12 protein-coding genes are annotated in these 13,834 nt (G+C 64.9%); 8 read left to right on the top strand and 4 right to left on the bottom strand.

The genetic code is table 11. From position 1 onward, the window contains the following. The first annotated feature begins 5 nt into the window (after positions 1 to 5). Positions 6 to 518, top strand: a complete 513-nt coding sequence (locus tag V9F06_13075) for a DinB family protein (protein ID MEI2618540.1) — start codon at positions 6 to 8, stop codon at positions 516 to 518. 666 nt (positions 519 to 1,184) lie between these two features. Beyond that, the gene (locus tag V9F06_13070) at positions 1,185 to 2,111 is read left to right on the top strand and encodes an LLM class flavin-dependent oxidoreductase (protein ID MEI2618539.1); all 927 of its coding nucleotides are present in this window, start codon (positions 1,185 to 1,187) and stop codon (positions 2,109 to 2,111) included. A gap of 84 nt (positions 2,112 to 2,195) precedes the next feature. On the opposite strand, the gene V9F06_13065 is transcribed toward V9F06_13070, so the two are convergent. From V9F06_13065 to V9F06_13050, 4 genes are all read right to left on the bottom strand, one after another. Next, positions 2,196 to 3,941 (bottom strand): M14 family metallopeptidase, encoded by a 1,746-nt coding sequence (locus V9F06_13065; protein ID MEI2618538.1) that lies wholly within the window; start codon positions 3,939 to 3,941, stop codon positions 2,196 to 2,198. A gap of 160 nt (positions 3,942 to 4,101) precedes the next feature. Beyond that, a complete protein-coding gene (locus V9F06_13060; protein ID MEI2618537.1) occupies positions 4,102 to 4,539 on the bottom strand; it encodes an OsmC family peroxiredoxin in 438 nt (145 codons plus the stop codon). 386 nt (positions 4,540 to 4,925) lie between these two features. Then, positions 4,926 to 5,564: a hypothetical protein gene (locus V9F06_13055; GenBank protein MEI2618536.1), complete on the bottom strand. Its 639-nt coding sequence runs from the start codon at positions 5,562 to 5,564 to the stop codon at positions 4,926 to 4,928. 233 nt (positions 5,565 to 5,797) lie between these two features. Next, on the bottom strand, positions 5,798 to 6,499 hold the full coding sequence (locus V9F06_13050; GenBank protein MEI2618535.1) for a class I SAM-dependent methyltransferase: 702 nt from the start codon (positions 6,497 to 6,499) through the stop codon (positions 5,798 to 5,800). Between the two features lie 102 nt (positions 6,500 to 6,601). On the opposite strand from V9F06_13050, the gene V9F06_13045 reads away from it, so the two are divergent. The 6 genes from V9F06_13045 to V9F06_13020 all read left to right on the top strand — a co-directional run bounded on the left by V9F06_13045 (position 6,602) and on the right by V9F06_13020 (position 13,735). Next, the gene (locus V9F06_13045) at positions 6,602 to 7,495 is read left to right on the top strand and encodes a 1,4-dihydroxy-2-naphthoate polyprenyltransferase (protein ID MEI2618534.1); all 894 of its coding nucleotides are present in this window, start codon (positions 6,602 to 6,604) and stop codon (positions 7,493 to 7,495) included. A 25-nt stretch (positions 7,496 to 7,520) separates the two neighbouring features. Further along, positions 7,521 to 8,282, top strand: a complete 762-nt coding sequence (locus tag V9F06_13040) for a ubiquinone/menaquinone biosynthesis methyltransferase (GenBank protein MEI2618533.1) — start codon at positions 7,521 to 7,523, stop codon at positions 8,280 to 8,282. 70 nt (positions 8,283 to 8,352) lie between these two features. Next, complete coding sequence (locus V9F06_13035) at positions 8,353 to 8,637, top strand: metal-sensitive transcriptional regulator (GenBank protein MEI2618532.1); 285 nt, start codon at positions 8,353 to 8,355, stop codon at positions 8,635 to 8,637. Between the two features lie 138 nt (positions 8,638 to 8,775). Continuing rightward, positions 8,776 to 10,311, top strand: a complete 1,536-nt coding sequence (locus V9F06_13030) for a 4Fe-4S dicluster domain-containing protein (protein ID MEI2618531.1) — start codon at positions 8,776 to 8,778, stop codon at positions 10,309 to 10,311. An 87-nt stretch (positions 10,312 to 10,398) separates the two neighbouring features. Further along, the gene (locus tag V9F06_13025) at positions 10,399 to 10,800 is read left to right on the top strand and encodes a DUF559 domain-containing protein (GenBank protein ID MEI2618530.1); all 402 of its coding nucleotides are present in this window, start codon (positions 10,399 to 10,401) and stop codon (positions 10,798 to 10,800) included. Next, positions 10,778 to 13,735 carry a molybdopterin-dependent oxidoreductase gene (locus V9F06_13020; protein MEI2618529.1) on the top strand — a complete coding sequence of 986 codons (2,958 nt, stop codon included), beginning with the start codon at positions 10,778 to 10,780 and terminating at the stop codon, positions 13,733 to 13,735. Before V9F06_13025 ends, V9F06_13020 begins: the two co-directional genes overlap by 23 nt. Positions 13,736 to 13,834 lie beyond the last annotated feature (99 nt).

Here is a 13,834-nt window from a genome sequence, read left to right as displayed (position 1 = left end):
CTGGTATGTCACAGTCGATAGTCGACCCGGAGATCCGGGCGTTGCTTGCCTCTCTCGACGCGCAACGAGACCACGTTCTCGGCATCCTGGAGGGCCTGAGCGACGACGCACTGCGACAGCCAGTGCTGCCATCAGGTTGGACCTGCCTCGGGCTGGTCCAGCATCTCACGCTGGATGTCGAGCGATTCTGGTTCCGCGCCGTTGTCGCCGGTGACACGGCGATCATCGCCGGACTCGAGACAACTCCCGACCCCTGGCGGGTCGGGTCGGATGTGCCGGCCTCAGCGATCTTCGCCCGCTATCGTCGTGAAGCGGAGCTGGCGAATGCGATCGTCGCCGCTACCGCTCCAGATGCCCCGCCGGCCTGGTGGCCGGGTGAACTGTTCGGCGACTTCCGCCTCGGCAGCCTGCGTGAGATCGTCCTGCATGTGATCGCTGAGACGGCCACACACGCCGGCCATCTCGATGCCACGCGCGAGCTGCTCGACGAGCGACAGTGGCTCGTGATCACCGGCTGAGGCGTCTCCAGTAGTCGACCACAGTGAATATGTCAGGTCGGCAGCCTCCCGGTTCTCTGTCATCCTGAGTAGGCTGTCAACGTCAAAGTGGCACATACGTTGGCGCGGCAGCCACCCCCCGTGGCCTGTCATCTTGAGCGCGCACGCGAAAGATCTCTCCTGCGTTGGACTGTCACATGCCTGGGGGAGATCTTTCGGTTGCGACCTCAAGATGACAAAGGGAGGGCAGGCTGCCGATCGGATAGTTAGGCGTTGACAACCCACTCAATAGGTCGTCAACGTCAAAGTGGCACATACGTTGGCGCGGCAGCCACCCCCGTGGCCTGTCATCTTGAGCGCGCACGCGAAAGATCTCTCCTGCGTTGGACTGTCACATGCCTGGGGGAGATCTTTCGGTTGCGACCTCAAGATGACAGGCGTCAGGGATGGCTACCGATTTGACAGTCTGGCGTTGACAGCCCTCTGAGGCCTCAGCCGAAGGATCCGTTTCCCCGCGCTCGTTCGCTGCCGCCGAGGAGGGACGGATTCTTCGCTCCGCTCTGAATGACAGAACCAGTGGCCCCACCAAGGCTGACAGTATCACTGCGGTCGACTATCCAGGTTGACAGCCGGGCGAACGCGGCTACGATGCCCGGGCGACTGATCGGAGAATGAAAGGACGCGCAGGTGAGTATCATCTTCGGCATCCACGTCGGCCAACAAAACATCACGATCGAGGAGCTTCGCCGGCTGTGGACGCTGGCCGATGAGCGCGGGTTCGGGTGGCTCTCGATCTGGGATCACTTCTACTGCGCGACGAGCGATGAGGACCCGCATTTCGAAGCGGTCGCGTTGCTTGGCGCGCTGGCCAGCGAGACGAAGAACATCCAGCTCGGCTGCATGGTCTTTGCCACGCCGTTCCGTAACCTGGGCCTGCTGGCCAAGTCGGCGGTGACGATCGATCACCTGTCCGGTGGACGCTTCGAGTTTGGCATGGGAGCCGGCTGGCACGAGCCCGAATTCAAGGCATTTCACTACGAGTTCGCCCCACAGAAGCAGCGGCTCGACATGGTTGAGGAGGGCATGCAGGTGATGCGCAGCTTCCTGAATCAGGAGGTCACGGATCACCACGGCGCGTACTTCGACTTCACCAATGCGTACATCAGCCCGCGACCGGTCAAAGGCACCGTGCCGCTCTGGATCGGCGGACTTGGCGAGAAGCGCACAGCACGGATCGCCGCGAAGTATGCCGACGGCTGGAACATCCCCTACGTCGGGCCAGGCGCGTTCACCCATAAGGCAAGCGTGCTTCGCGAGTGGTGTGAGAAGGAAGGGCGCGACCCGGCCGAGGTGAAGCTCGCCACCCAGCTCGGCTTCTTCATGGCCGCGTCCGACGACCCGGAGGTGATGCGCGCGGCCGACGAGGAGATGAAGCGCAAGACGCCGCACCAGACGCCCTCGGGCCAGCTGGCCGGCAGCCCCGCCCAGGTCGCCGAGCGGATCGCCAAATATCAGGAGGCCGGCGTCACGGCCCTCAATATCGCGTTCCGCCCGCCGGTGGACTGGGAGGCGCTGGAGGTGTTTATCGAGGACGTGATGCCGCAGTTCAAGTAAGCGGCCAGCGCACCGCAGGTCGATCACGCGAGCGGGGATTGTCCGCGGCAGCCGCGCCCGATCCCCCGCTCGCGGCCCTCCCTCTTACGATGTCGCGCCTACCGTCACTGCTGCCCGGCAGACACCCGCCTTCTCGCCGCGGATAACGATCTCGAGTCTCGTGCCGTCTGGCGCGGTGACCAGCCACTCGACGTGGCCGCGACTCAGGTTGGGATAACGCGCGGAGAAGTGAAAGCTGGTGTGCTGGCTGACTCGGCCGGCCAGATGCTCCAGCGCCTGCGTAGCCGGAGCGCTGCCCGGCAGCAGTGTCGCGCCAGGTGGGAGCGAGATCTCGGCGGTTAGCGGTCGGCTCGCGCCGGAGTCGCGGTGGCGTTCGCTGCCGCAGGTTGGCAGGAAGCCCTCGTTGCCAGCGATGGCCCAGACACGCCAGACGTCCGCCGCGATCTGCTCCGTCCCGCTATCAATGACGCGGAGCCGTGGGGCGACACCCATCGCGCCGATGGCGAACGGCACGGCGCGCTCGATCTCGCGGGGTAGCAGTGGTCCGGGCGGATTCATCAGGCCGAACTTTTCTTCGAACCCTCCCAGCTCGACCGGCCCAAGCTGAGGATGGTCGAACGATTTCCAGGGAACCACGCCACGTCCATCAGCCTCCTCGTCGAGCAGACGCAAGATCTGGCGATCGCTCTCCTCGGTTCGCGCGTCCTCCAGCTCGATGTAGTTGTCCCATGTAATGCCCGCGCGGTGCGCCAGACCCCAGAGCTCGGTCATGAACGCGAGGACTCCGAGGTGATCGTAGAGCCAGTCGCTTTCGATGCCGAACGACGGCTTGCCCGGCTGGTAGGGATTGCTGTGGAACGGAGAAAAGCAGCGAAACCCGGTCGTGGCCGATCCGATCGCGCCGATGGCGTCGTAGGCGCGACGGTCAAGCCGGGGAATCTCTTCGTCGGAGTACCGTGCCGAGGCGCGCAGGATCATGCCCGCAGCGGTGTGGTGAAGCTGCGCGCCGTGGACGTTCGGGTGAGATAGCAGGAAGTCGGCGACCGCCTTTGTCTCCGGTTCGCTGAGCGGGTAGGGACCAGATCCGGCCTGCTCCCAGTGGGGCCGCCAGTCCACCGGGAAGTTGCGGTTGAAGTCGAGCGCGGACCGCGATGGCGCGAGCGCGATCTTGCCGCCGTTCCAGTTGCGGATCAGTCCCTCGGGAAGGACGAAGTAGTACTCGCCACCGTACTCATCTGGCCGGCGTGGGAGCATGATGCGGTCGTCGCGTTCCGAGACCTTCCACGGTCCCGCCGGATCCTTGATCCGCATCGACCCGATCAACCCATCGCCGTCGATATCCTGCGGCTCGAGCCCTTCGTGAGCGGACTCTGGCAGGTTGGCCGGGAACGGAACCGTTGAGGATCGCACTGCCTCGCTGGTGGTCAGGAACTGCTCGCTGCCATCGACGGAGATACGCGGAACGACGTAGAGGGTGGTCTCATCGACGAGCCGGCGCACGGAGGGATCTCGTTCGTAGTTGGTCAGCAGATAATGGATCGTGGCTAGCGCAACAGACGATGTCATGACCTCGGCGGCGTGGATGTTGGCGTCAATGTAGTAGGCCGGCTTTTCGTGATCGGGTCTAGTCGCCTGGTTCGTGACGGTTACGACCCAGATGTCTCGTCCTTCGCCACTCGTTCCGATGCTCGACATCGTCGCCAGGCTCGGCCACGTCGCGACCCATCCGCGGAGCAGCTCCGTCATGAGGTCCCAGGTGTAGTAGCGGTCGAGGCGCCACTCGGCTGTTGTCGCGAGATAGTGCAATTCCGCGAAGTTCGGCTGTTCCATAGTTGGTCAATGCTCCCGTCGGTGCCGCGCGTTCAACGACTCGGGCGATGATATCCGAGCAGGCGGCTCAGCGCGGTAGCGCCGGCATGAGACGGGAATGACGAAGGGCGAACACATGGTTCGCCCTTGCCACTATCGCGGGATGTGAAGCAAGACGGTGCTAGGCGAGCTCGGCGGTCACGTTGAAGGTGACGTTGCCCTTCATCGCGGACGAAACCGGGCAGTTGACGCCAGCGCCAGCGGCGGCTTCCTTGAACGCCTCGGCGCTCATGCCAGGGACTGTGCCGACGACATGGAGATCCATCGTCGTGATCTTCGGCCCGCCGTCGAGCCCGAACGTGCACTTCGCGGTGACGTCGAGCTTCTCCGGCGCGTGGCCGGCGCCAGCCAGGCCGGCCGAGAGGGCCATCGCAAAACATGCCGCGTTGGCGGCCGCGATCAGCTCCTCCGGGCTGGTGCCCTCCTCGGCCTCAGCGCGGTTCTTCCAGTTGACGCCGAGGCTCGAGATCGCGCCACTGCCGACGCTGTTGATCGTCCCCTTGCCATCAAACAGACCGCCAGCCCAGGTGACGTTCGCTGTCTTGGTGGTTCCTGCCATTGCTGTCCTCCTTCATTCAGTCGGCTTCCCGGTCGGACATCCGACGGGGAGGGTACCGGACTTCCCGGTGATCCGCAACGCAACAGTTGCGAAACTCGTGCCAACGACAACGTCCGCGGCAAGTGAAGGCCACGGACGTTCCGAATCCCAGTGGAACCAGATCGGCACGACGCGAGACGCGATGCCCGGAGATGTTCCGTCGCGGGCTGGGCGATCAGCATCAGCCAAGTCGCGACCACTAGCAGTCGCTGCGCGCTCGATCTCCAGACAGCGCGCTAACTGACGGGTCACCGACGTCGCCATCGCGCGACTGCGCGCCAGCCAACACGACGACACCCGCGGACGTCATTGTCCACGGGTGTCGTCGGTGGCGCCTGGCGCTCGCACTAGCGTCGCGACGCGGCGCCGCGTTGTCCCCGGCTGGCCGTAATGTCTGAGGCGATGGTTGGCTTGCCGTTTGGGACCCAGCCCTGGCCCAGACCATCCGAGAAATAGGCTTTGAGATCCGAGTGATCGACGGTCGCAAGCGGCGGCGTTTCAAAGTTCACGTATCCGTTGCCGTCTCCGGGTAGATACAGATTCTGCTCCAGCATGCGGATCTCGTCTCCGCTCAGTGTCTGGCTGGACTGCTTGTCTGTGTAGCCCGGCAGGTAGGTGTTCGCGTCGATGAAGCGCTGGCGTCCCATTGAAATAATCGGGTCGGTCCGGGCGCCGATGACGCTGTTAGCCCCCACAAAGCGCTTCCAGTCGAGCGAGTAGTCTGTGGCCGGCGCGGCAGTACCGTCTGGCAGGTAGGTGTTCTGCTCGAGGAAGCGGATTGACTCGAATGTCATGGCGGTGTTACTGGGCATGCCAGCGATGGGCGCTGTCACTGCCGGCGCAACGAGGATCGGCTCGGTTGTGTCTGCGTTGCGACGCACAGCGATCAGGATGAGGCTGGCAAGGAGGATCCCGGTGACTACTGCTGCGAACCGGACGTGGCGGATGTCGACGTGCCGTTGCGGGTGGCTGGTCGTTGATTGCATCGTCTTGCCCCTTTCTGGCTCTCTTGCGATGCGGTTCCGTATCGATGCATTGAGAGTAGGCGGCAAGACACAGCGTGACATCGTGAGATTCACGTAATCACGAAGGCCATGATTGTGTATTGCGCGGTACGAAGGATTACGTACCGCGCACGTGGGAGTCTGGTGGGCGCGTGGACGTGGCCGGCGCAATCAGGCATGCGTCAACCGTGTCCACGTCGGATAGCGGCGAGATGCTAGCGCTTGCGCCCTGTCGCGTAGATGAAGTGCGTTGCGGTCGTCCGGACATCGGCGTCGATGCCAACCTGGTCGAGCGCGGAGGTGAACGGACTCGGGTCGTCGTAGCGCTTGATGATCTGGTAGGTCTGGCCGCTATTGAGCCGGCGAGTCATGACTTCGGTTTCGGGCGGCGGCGGTGGTTGGTCGGGCGACGACGATCGCTCCTCGCGCCGGCCGTCGATCATCGCGAACAGCCCGCCCGGCTTCAGCGCCGCGCCGATCTTCGCGAGAAACCGATCATAGGTCGCAGCCGGGACGTGCGAGAGAAAATAGCCGACGAAGATGCCGTCGTACTGCCGCTCGGGCGCCCAATCGAACAGATCGAGCTGGCGATACTCGACACGACCGATATGCCCTTCGGCCCGCATTCGAGTCGAATTGATGGCGATCATTTCCAGCGAGCCGTCCAGCACAGTCAACCGACGGACGCGCGGCGCTAGCCAGAGAGTCCAGATGCCGGTGCCGCCGGCCAGCTCGACGACATCGCCGCCCCAGGGCAATTCGGCGAATGCGGCACGGACTTCCCCCTGCTCTCCGAACCAGATGGCGTTCTCGGCCTCGCCGCGGTCATAGCGACCCTTGCGCAGCCACCACTCGTCGTACTCACCCGATCGCTCGTTGTAGTAGGTCTGCTGTTCGCGCAGAATCTCATTCGACATCGTCCTCGTTGCTCCTCGTCAGCCGCGATCGCGACGGGCCATACTCTACGGTGGAGTCGCGCGGCATCATCGCCGTGTGAGCACGCTACAGGGGGAGCGCGAGTGCGTCAACATATCGCCAACTGGTTTCCGCTGATCCGGCCATTCACGTTGACGGCCGGGGCCGTTCCGGTGCTGGTCGGTTCGGCGCTGGCTGCCTGGGAGGGCGTGTTCTTCGTGGACCGTTTCCTCGCCATGCTCGTCTGCTCGGTGCTGATCCAGGCCGCTACGAATATGCTCAACGAGTATGAGGATTTCCATCGTGGGCTGGACACGCACGAATCGGTCGGCAATTCCGGCAGCATCGTCCTTGGCCATCTGACCGACAAGGCCGTCCTGCGCGGGGCGTTGGTGACGTTGGGGCTGGCGCTCCTGTCGGGACTCTACCTGGTTGTGACCGTCTCGCCCTGGCTACTCGCCGTCGGCGCGGTGGCAGTGCTGGGCGCGTTCCTCTACTCCGGCGGGCCGAAGGCGATCGCCTGGACACCGTTCGGCGAGGCGCAGGTGTTCGTTCTGATGGGTCTGCTGCTGGTTGGGCTTGGCTATTATGTTCAGATGGAGACGATCACCGGAGCTGTCATCGTCGCTGCGCTGCCAGTCTCGTTCCTCGTCGCGGCAATTCTGCTGGGCAACAACATTCGTGACATGGTCGGCGACGCGGCGAAAGGGCGACGGACGCTGGTCATCGTCGCCGGCCGGCAGGTGGGGATTCGTGTGCTGGCGGCGTTGCTTGGCGGCGCGTATGTCGTCATCGCCGCGGCCGTCGTCGCGCGCGTCGTGCCGTGGACAGCGCTCATCGCGTTGCTGTCGCTGCCACTGGCCCCGGGTATCATCCGTCGCTTCCAGTCGACAGCTGTGCCGGCGGCGCTCCACCCGGCGGTCAAAGGGATCGCCCGGTTGCACCTCGTCCTCGGAACCCTCTACGCCGCTGGCATCGCCCTGGCGATCCTCCGGTAGCTGAAGAGCAGGAGAAACCCCGCTGATGCCGACGCCCACGCACCATCCGTCCCACGTCCCGCCTCTCGAGGACAAGGCGATCTATGTCCAGTCGATGTTCGCCCGGATCGCCGGCCGCTACGATCTGTTGAACGACCTGATGACGGCCGGCAGGCATCGCTACTGGAAACGGGTGGCGGCCCGCGCAGCCGAGCCGGCCGGCGCAGTTGCGCTCGATCTCGGGGCTGGCACCGGCGATATTGCCCGCCAGCTCGTTCATCTCGGCGCTCGCGAGGTCGTCGCCGTCGACTTCGTGCCGGAGATGCTCGCTCCCGCCGTCGAGCGAGCGACTCGCGAGGGTGTCACGAACCTGCGCTTCGCCGTCGCCGACGCACTGGCGCTGCCATTCGCCGACGAGTCGTTCGACTGTGTGACCAGCGGATTTCTCGTGCGCAACGTCACTGACCAGGAGCAGGCGTTTCGGGAGATGTGCCGGGTACTGCGCCCCGGGGGCCGCGTCGTCTGCCTGGAGGCGTCGCGCCGCGACGGCCTCGTCGGATACCTGCTCAGCGTCGGGTTTGGTGTCGTCGCGCGCCTGCTCGGCCAGATCATTGCCCGTGACAAGGACGCCTACGCCTACCTGCCGGACTCCGCCGCGGCATTCGCGAGTCCCGCGGAACTGGCGGAGACGATGCGACGGGCAGGGTTCGTCGAGATCCAGTACCGCACATTCGGCCTCGGCCTGATCGCCATCCATCGCGCACGCCGGCCGGACGTGGGGAGAGATTCTTCGCGCTTGACATCGTAGAGGACATCTCACACACTCATACCCCACAGGGGTATGGTAGGAATCAGATTCGATAGGAGTCGCCCAGCCGATGCCATCGATCGATCGGCTCGACGCCGACATACGCGAAGACATGATCCAGCGCCTCAAGCGGATCGAGGGGCAGGCGCGTGGCATTCAGAAGATGATCGACGAAGGCCGCGACTGCAGCGATGTGATGACGCAAATCAGCGCGATGCGCTCTGCCAGCCACTCGCTCTCGACCGAACTGCTCGAAGAGTTTGCCCTGCACTGCCTGCGCAACCCGGACGAGTACCCTTCGCCGGAGAAGGCGGTAGCTCAGATGGTCAGCATGGTCTCGCGGCTGACCCGCTAACGCGTCTGATGGACGCCGGTCCACCACTGACATCGGTAAACGTCGGGCGCTCTATCGCATTCGGCGCGATCGTGCGACGATGCCCCCACGCCGCGAGCAAACTGACGCAACGGACTGCGAAGACGAGGGGCAATCGCAATGCGCTACGGATTCGTTATCGACCATCGCAAGTGCATCGGCTGCCACGCTTGCACCGTCGCCTGCAAATCCGAGAACGAAGTGCCGCTCGGCGTCTTCCGCACCTGGGTGAAGTACACAGAGAAGGGGGAGTTCCCCAATACGCGGCGGTTCTTCACCGTCGAGCGCTGTAACCACTGCGACAACGCCCCCTGCATCGAGATCTGCCCGACGAAGGCGCTCTATCGCCGGCCAGATGGCATTGTCGACTTCGACGCGAGCCGTTGCATCGGCTGCAAATCGTGCATGCAAGCGTGTCCGTACGACGCGATCTATATCGACCCGTTCACCAACACGGCCGCGAAATGTAACTACTGCGCCCATCGGGTCGACCAGAACCTGCTGCCGGCTTGCGTCGTCGTCTGTCCGGCCAAGGCGATTATCGCAGGTGACATCGACGACCCAACCAGCGAGATCCACCAGCTGATCTCGCGCGAGAACGTATCGGTCCGCAAGCCGGAGCAGGGCACCAGACCGAAGCTGTTCTACCTCGGCGCCGATGACGCCAGCCTCACCCCCGAGGCGCTGTCGTGGGACAACGCCTACCTGTGGGGCGAGATCCGGCCGGATGGCCGGCCGAAGGAGGCAAAGCAGGCCAACGAGCCGCTGGTTGGCCCCGGTGACACGAAAGTCGTCTACGACGTCCACCACCCGAAGCCGTGGGGATGGCGGGTGGCGACGTATCTCTGGACAAAGGGAATTGCCGCAGGCGCGCTGCTGATCGCGGCAATACTGCTGCTTTTCGGCTGGGCCGGTGACCGCAGCACGTTCGATCTCGCTGCGCCGGTGCTGGCGATAGCGTTCATCGTCCTCACCGCCATCTTTCTGATCGCCGATCTGAAGCGGCCGGAGCGGTTCTGGTTCCTGTTGCTCAAGCCGAACCCGACCTCGTGGCTGGTCTGGGGCGGTTACATCCTCGGCCTGTTCGGCGGGGTTGCGTTCCTCTGGCTCGTCGCTGCGCTCCTCGATCTCGATGCCGCCCAGAATGTGCTGATGGCGCTCTCGATCCCGTTGGCTGCCGCAGCGGCCGGCTACACCGCGTTCCTGTTCGGCCAGGCCGAAGGGCGCGATTCCTGGCAGTCGCCGCTAACCCTGCCGCATCTGCTGGCGCAGGCCGGAGTCGCCGGGGCGGCGATCCTGCTCGTCGCCGGCGCGTTGCTGGGCGCGGGGGGTGATGACCTGCGCGTCCTCGGTGGCGTGCTGGCCGGCGGTGTTGCCATCTCGACGGCGCTGCTCCTGTTCGAGTACAGCGTCCCGCACGTCAACGCCCACGTTCGCAAGACGATCGATCTGATCACCCGCGGCCCATATCGGGGTGTTCTCTACCAAGGCGTCCTGTTGCTTGGCGCGCTGGTCCCGCTCGTGCTCGTCGCCCTGATGTTCCTGACCGGCGCTGACGCTGTGCTCGGCGCGTTGGCCGGACTCGCGGCGCTCGCGGGGCTGTGGTTCTACGAGCGCATGTGGGTAAGCGCGGGGCAGGACGTGCCATTGAGCTGAGCGGGGACCTCACCCCCCAGCCCCCTCTCTCGTGGGGAGAGGGGGTGTCATGGGGCAAAGCACGTGGGGTCGGGAGGAGGGCATGGGATGTCACGGGGGATCATAAAGGGACAGGACGTCAGGTCCGGGACGAGGGATCGGGCACGTGAGCTTCGGCAGTCCATGACGCCCGCCGAGGAGTGGCTGTGGGAGGCGCTTCGAGGTGGTCGGCTCGACGGGCTGAAATTCCGGCGGCAGCAGGTGATCGGCGGATACATCGCCGACTTCTATTGTGACGCCGCAGGATTGGTGATCGAGGTAGACGGACCCGTCCACGACACCCAGGCCGGGCTTGACCAGGCCCGTGAGGAAGCGATCAACCTACATGGCTTGCGTGTCCTTCGCTTCCCGAATGACCGAGTGCTAAACCAGTTGCCCGACGTGCTTGCGGCGATCGCGAGCACAGCCCGTACCGAGGGAGAACACCATGACCAGCACCCACAATCGTAACCCCCTCCCCCCTCTCCCCACGGGAGAGGGGGGCCGGGGGGGTGAGGTCCCTCCCGTAACCCGCCCCGTCACCGAGCCCTTCGTCCCGTCACAGACCTCCGGGCTGTCGGCCTTCCCGCCGCCCGAGAAGTGGGATGACTGGGTCGAGCTGGACGCGAAGGCGTGGCCAGAGCGGATCGAACGGCGCTACACGATCGTGCCGACAATCTGCTTCAACTGCGAGTCGGCCTGCGGGCTGCTAGCCTACGTCGACAAGGAGACGCGCCAGATCCGCAAGCTGGAGGGCAACCCGTTTCACCCGGCCAGCCGCGGGCGGAATTGCGCCAAAGGCCCGGCAACGCTCAACCAGGTCAACGACCCGGAGCGCATCCTCTACCCGATGAAGCGGAGCGGCCCGCGTGGTTCCGGCCAGTGGGAGCGTGTCACCTGGGACACCGCGCTCGACGACATCGCCGGGCGCATCCGCGCGGCGCTGACCGACGGGCGGCAGAACGAGGTCATGTATCACGTCGGCCGGCCTGGCGAGGATGGCTACATGGAGCGCGTCCTCTGGTCGTGGGGTGTCGATGGTCATAACTCGCACACCAACATCTGCTCCTCTGGCGGACGCACCGGCTACGCGTTCTGGATGGGTATTGACCGGCCCTCGCCCGACTACGCCGACGCGCGATTCATTCTGCTGAACTCGGCGCATCTCGAGAGTGGCCACTATTTCAACCCCCACGCGCAGCGCATTACCGAGGCGCGGATGAAGGGCGCGAAGATCGCCGTTATGGACCCGCGCCTGTCCAACACCGCGTCGATGGCCAACTACTGGATGGCCCCTGCTCCCGGAACTGACACGATCGTCCTGCTGGCGATGGCGAACATCCTGATCCAGGAAGGGTCGTTCGACCACGAGTTCGTTCGCAAGTGGACGAACTGGGACGAGTTCATGCGCGTCGTCCACCCGGCCGAAGAGCAGACGTTCGATCGCTTCGTCGAGCTGCTGAAGGACATCTATGGCGAGTACACGCCCGACCGTGCCGCGACCGAGAGCGGCGTGGCGGCATCGATGATCCGTGATGTCGCTCACGAGATCGGCCGGGCCGGCTCGGCGTTTGCCGCCCACAACTGGCGAGCCGCCGCGGCCGGCCATCTCGGCGGCTGGTCCGTCCCTCGCGCGCTCTTCTTCCTCAACGTTCTGACCGGCAGCGTTGGCGCGCCGGGCGGGACGATGCCGAACGTCTGGAACAAGTTCGTCCCTCGCCCGTTCGCCGAGCCGGGCAAGCAGAAGGTCTGGAACGAGCTGAGCTGGCCCAAGGAGTTTCCACTCACCCACCACGAGTTGAGTATCCTCCTGCCCCACTTCCTCAAAGAGGGGCGTGGCAAGCTCTCGGTCTACTTCAGCCGTGTCTACAATCCGCTCTGGACCAACCCCGACGGCTTCACCTGGCTGGAGGCGTTGCGCGACGAGGATAAAGTCGGCCTGCACGCCGCCCTGACCCCGACCTGGAGCGAGAGCGCCTGGTTCGCGGATTATGTCCTGCCGATGGGCCATGGGCCGGAGCGCCACGACACCATCTCCTACGAGACGCACTCTGCGCAGTGGATCGCCTTCCGCCAGCCGGTCGTGCGAGTGGCGATGGAGCGCATGGGTGAGGCCGTCGACCTCACTCGAGATGCCAACCCGGGTGAGGTCTGGGAAGAGAACGAATTCTGGATCGAGCTGTCCTGGCGGATCGATCCCGATGGCGCGCTTGGCATTCGGCAGTACTACGAGTCGCCATATCGACCCGGCGGGAAGGTGACGGTCGAGGAGTACTACCGCTGGATCTTCGAAAACTCGGTGCCGGGTCTGCCAGAGGAGGCGGCGAAAGAGGGCCTCACTCCGCTGGAGTACATGCGCAAGTACAGCGCGTTCGAGATTCGCAAAGGCCCGTTCCGGAGCTTCGACGAACTGGTGCCGGCCGCCGAGCTCGATGGCGCGCGCACGGACGAGAATGGCGTCATCATGAGCCCCTCGCCGCGCCCGCACCCGACCAACATGGTGCCGATGCCCGGCATGCCGCCGGGGACAACCGATGGCCGCGCCGTCGGCGTGATGGTCGATGGGGAGGCGCGACGAGGCTGGCCAACGCCGTCGGGCAAGCTGGAGTTCTTCTCGCGCACCGTCCACGACTGGGGCTGGCCGGAGTACGCGATCCCGGTCCACATCCCAAGCCATGTCGCTCCGGAGACGATCGACGTGGCGAAGGGGGAGATGGTGTTGCTGCCGAATTACCGCATCCCGACGCTGGTTCACACTCGGTCGGCCAACTCGAAATGGCTGAACGAGATCTCGCATAGCAACCCGCTCTGGCTACACCCGAGCGACGCGAAGCGGATTGGCGTCGAGACCGGCGACCTCGTGCGGATCGAGACGGAGATCGGCCACTTCGTCGACCGCGCCTGGGTGACCGAGGGATTGCGGCCCGGAGTCGCCGCCTGCTCGCACCATCTCGGCCGTTGGCGGCTTGCTCCGGCGGCCGGCAACGAGCGCTGGTCGTCCGCGCTGGTGAAGATTGACGAGGACGGCGGCGGAGTCTTCCGCCTGCGTCAGCTGGAGGGAGTCGGACCGTTCGAGAGCAGCGATCCGGACTCGTCGAAGATCTGGTGGAGCGACGCCGGCGTGCATCAGAACCTGACGTTCCCGGTTCAGCCGGACCCGATCTCCGGCGCGCACGCCTGGCACCAGAAGGTTCGCGTCGTGAAGGCCGGCCCGGATGATCGCTACGGCGACATCGTCGTCGACACGAACAAATCGCACGAGGTGTACAAGCGCTGGATGGCGCTCACCCGCCCTGCCCCCGGCCCCGGCAACCTGCGTCGACCGCTCTGGCTACTCCGTCCGTACAAGCCGGATCCCGGCGCGTTCGCGATCGATGGGCCAGTCGGGCGGCCCGAGCGGAGCTAATAGCGCGCTGTGCCGGCGGGTGGGACGCGATTTTGGGCTGGCATCGCAGATCAGGGTATGGCTACGATGCGAAAAGCGTTAGGATAGCGGGTGGTGGGA

It is taken from the genome of Thermomicrobiales bacterium (genome assembly GCA_037045155.1).
Lineage (GTDB): Bacteria > Chloroflexota > Chloroflexia > Thermomicrobiales > CFX8 > JAMLIA01.
The sequence above is the reverse complement of the archived record's forward strand: the minus strand, read 5'-3'. Positions and strand labels throughout refer to the sequence as shown.

Excerpts from the sequence above, each read along its gene's own strand:
- V9F06_13025 (MEI2618530.1), top strand. The coding sequence starts at position 10,399 with ATGTCACGGGGGATCATAAAGGGACAGGACGTCAGGTCCGGGACGAGG.
- V9F06_13035 (MEI2618532.1), top strand. The coding sequence starts at position 8,353 with ATGCCATCGATCGATCGGCTCGACGCCGACATACGCGAAGACATGATC.
- V9F06_13050 (MEI2618535.1), bottom strand. The coding sequence starts at position 6,499 with ATGTCGAATGAGATTCTGCGCGAACAGCAGACCTACTACAACGAGCGA.
- V9F06_13065 (MEI2618538.1), bottom strand. The coding sequence starts at position 3,941 with ATGGAACAGCCGAACTTCGCGGAATTGCACTATCTCGCGACAACAGCC.
- V9F06_13055 (MEI2618536.1), bottom strand. The coding sequence starts at position 5,564 with ATGCAATCAACGACCAGCCACCCGCAACGGCACGTCGACATCCGCCAC.
- V9F06_13040 (MEI2618533.1), top strand. The coding sequence starts at position 7,521 with ATGCCGACGCCCACGCACCATCCGTCCCACGTCCCGCCTCTCGAGGAC.
- V9F06_13030 (MEI2618531.1), top strand. The coding sequence starts at position 8,776 with ATGCGCTACGGATTCGTTATCGACCATCGCAAGTGCATCGGCTGCCAC.
- V9F06_13060 (MEI2618537.1), bottom strand. The coding sequence starts at position 4,539 with ATGGCAGGAACCACCAAGACAGCGAACGTCACCTGGGCTGGCGGTCTG.
- V9F06_13075 (MEI2618540.1), top strand. The coding sequence starts at position 6 with ATGTCACAGTCGATAGTCGACCCGGAGATCCGGGCGTTGCTTGCCTCT.
- V9F06_13020 (MEI2618529.1), top strand. The coding sequence starts at position 10,778 with ATGACCAGCACCCACAATCGTAACCCCCTCCCCCCTCTCCCCACGGGA.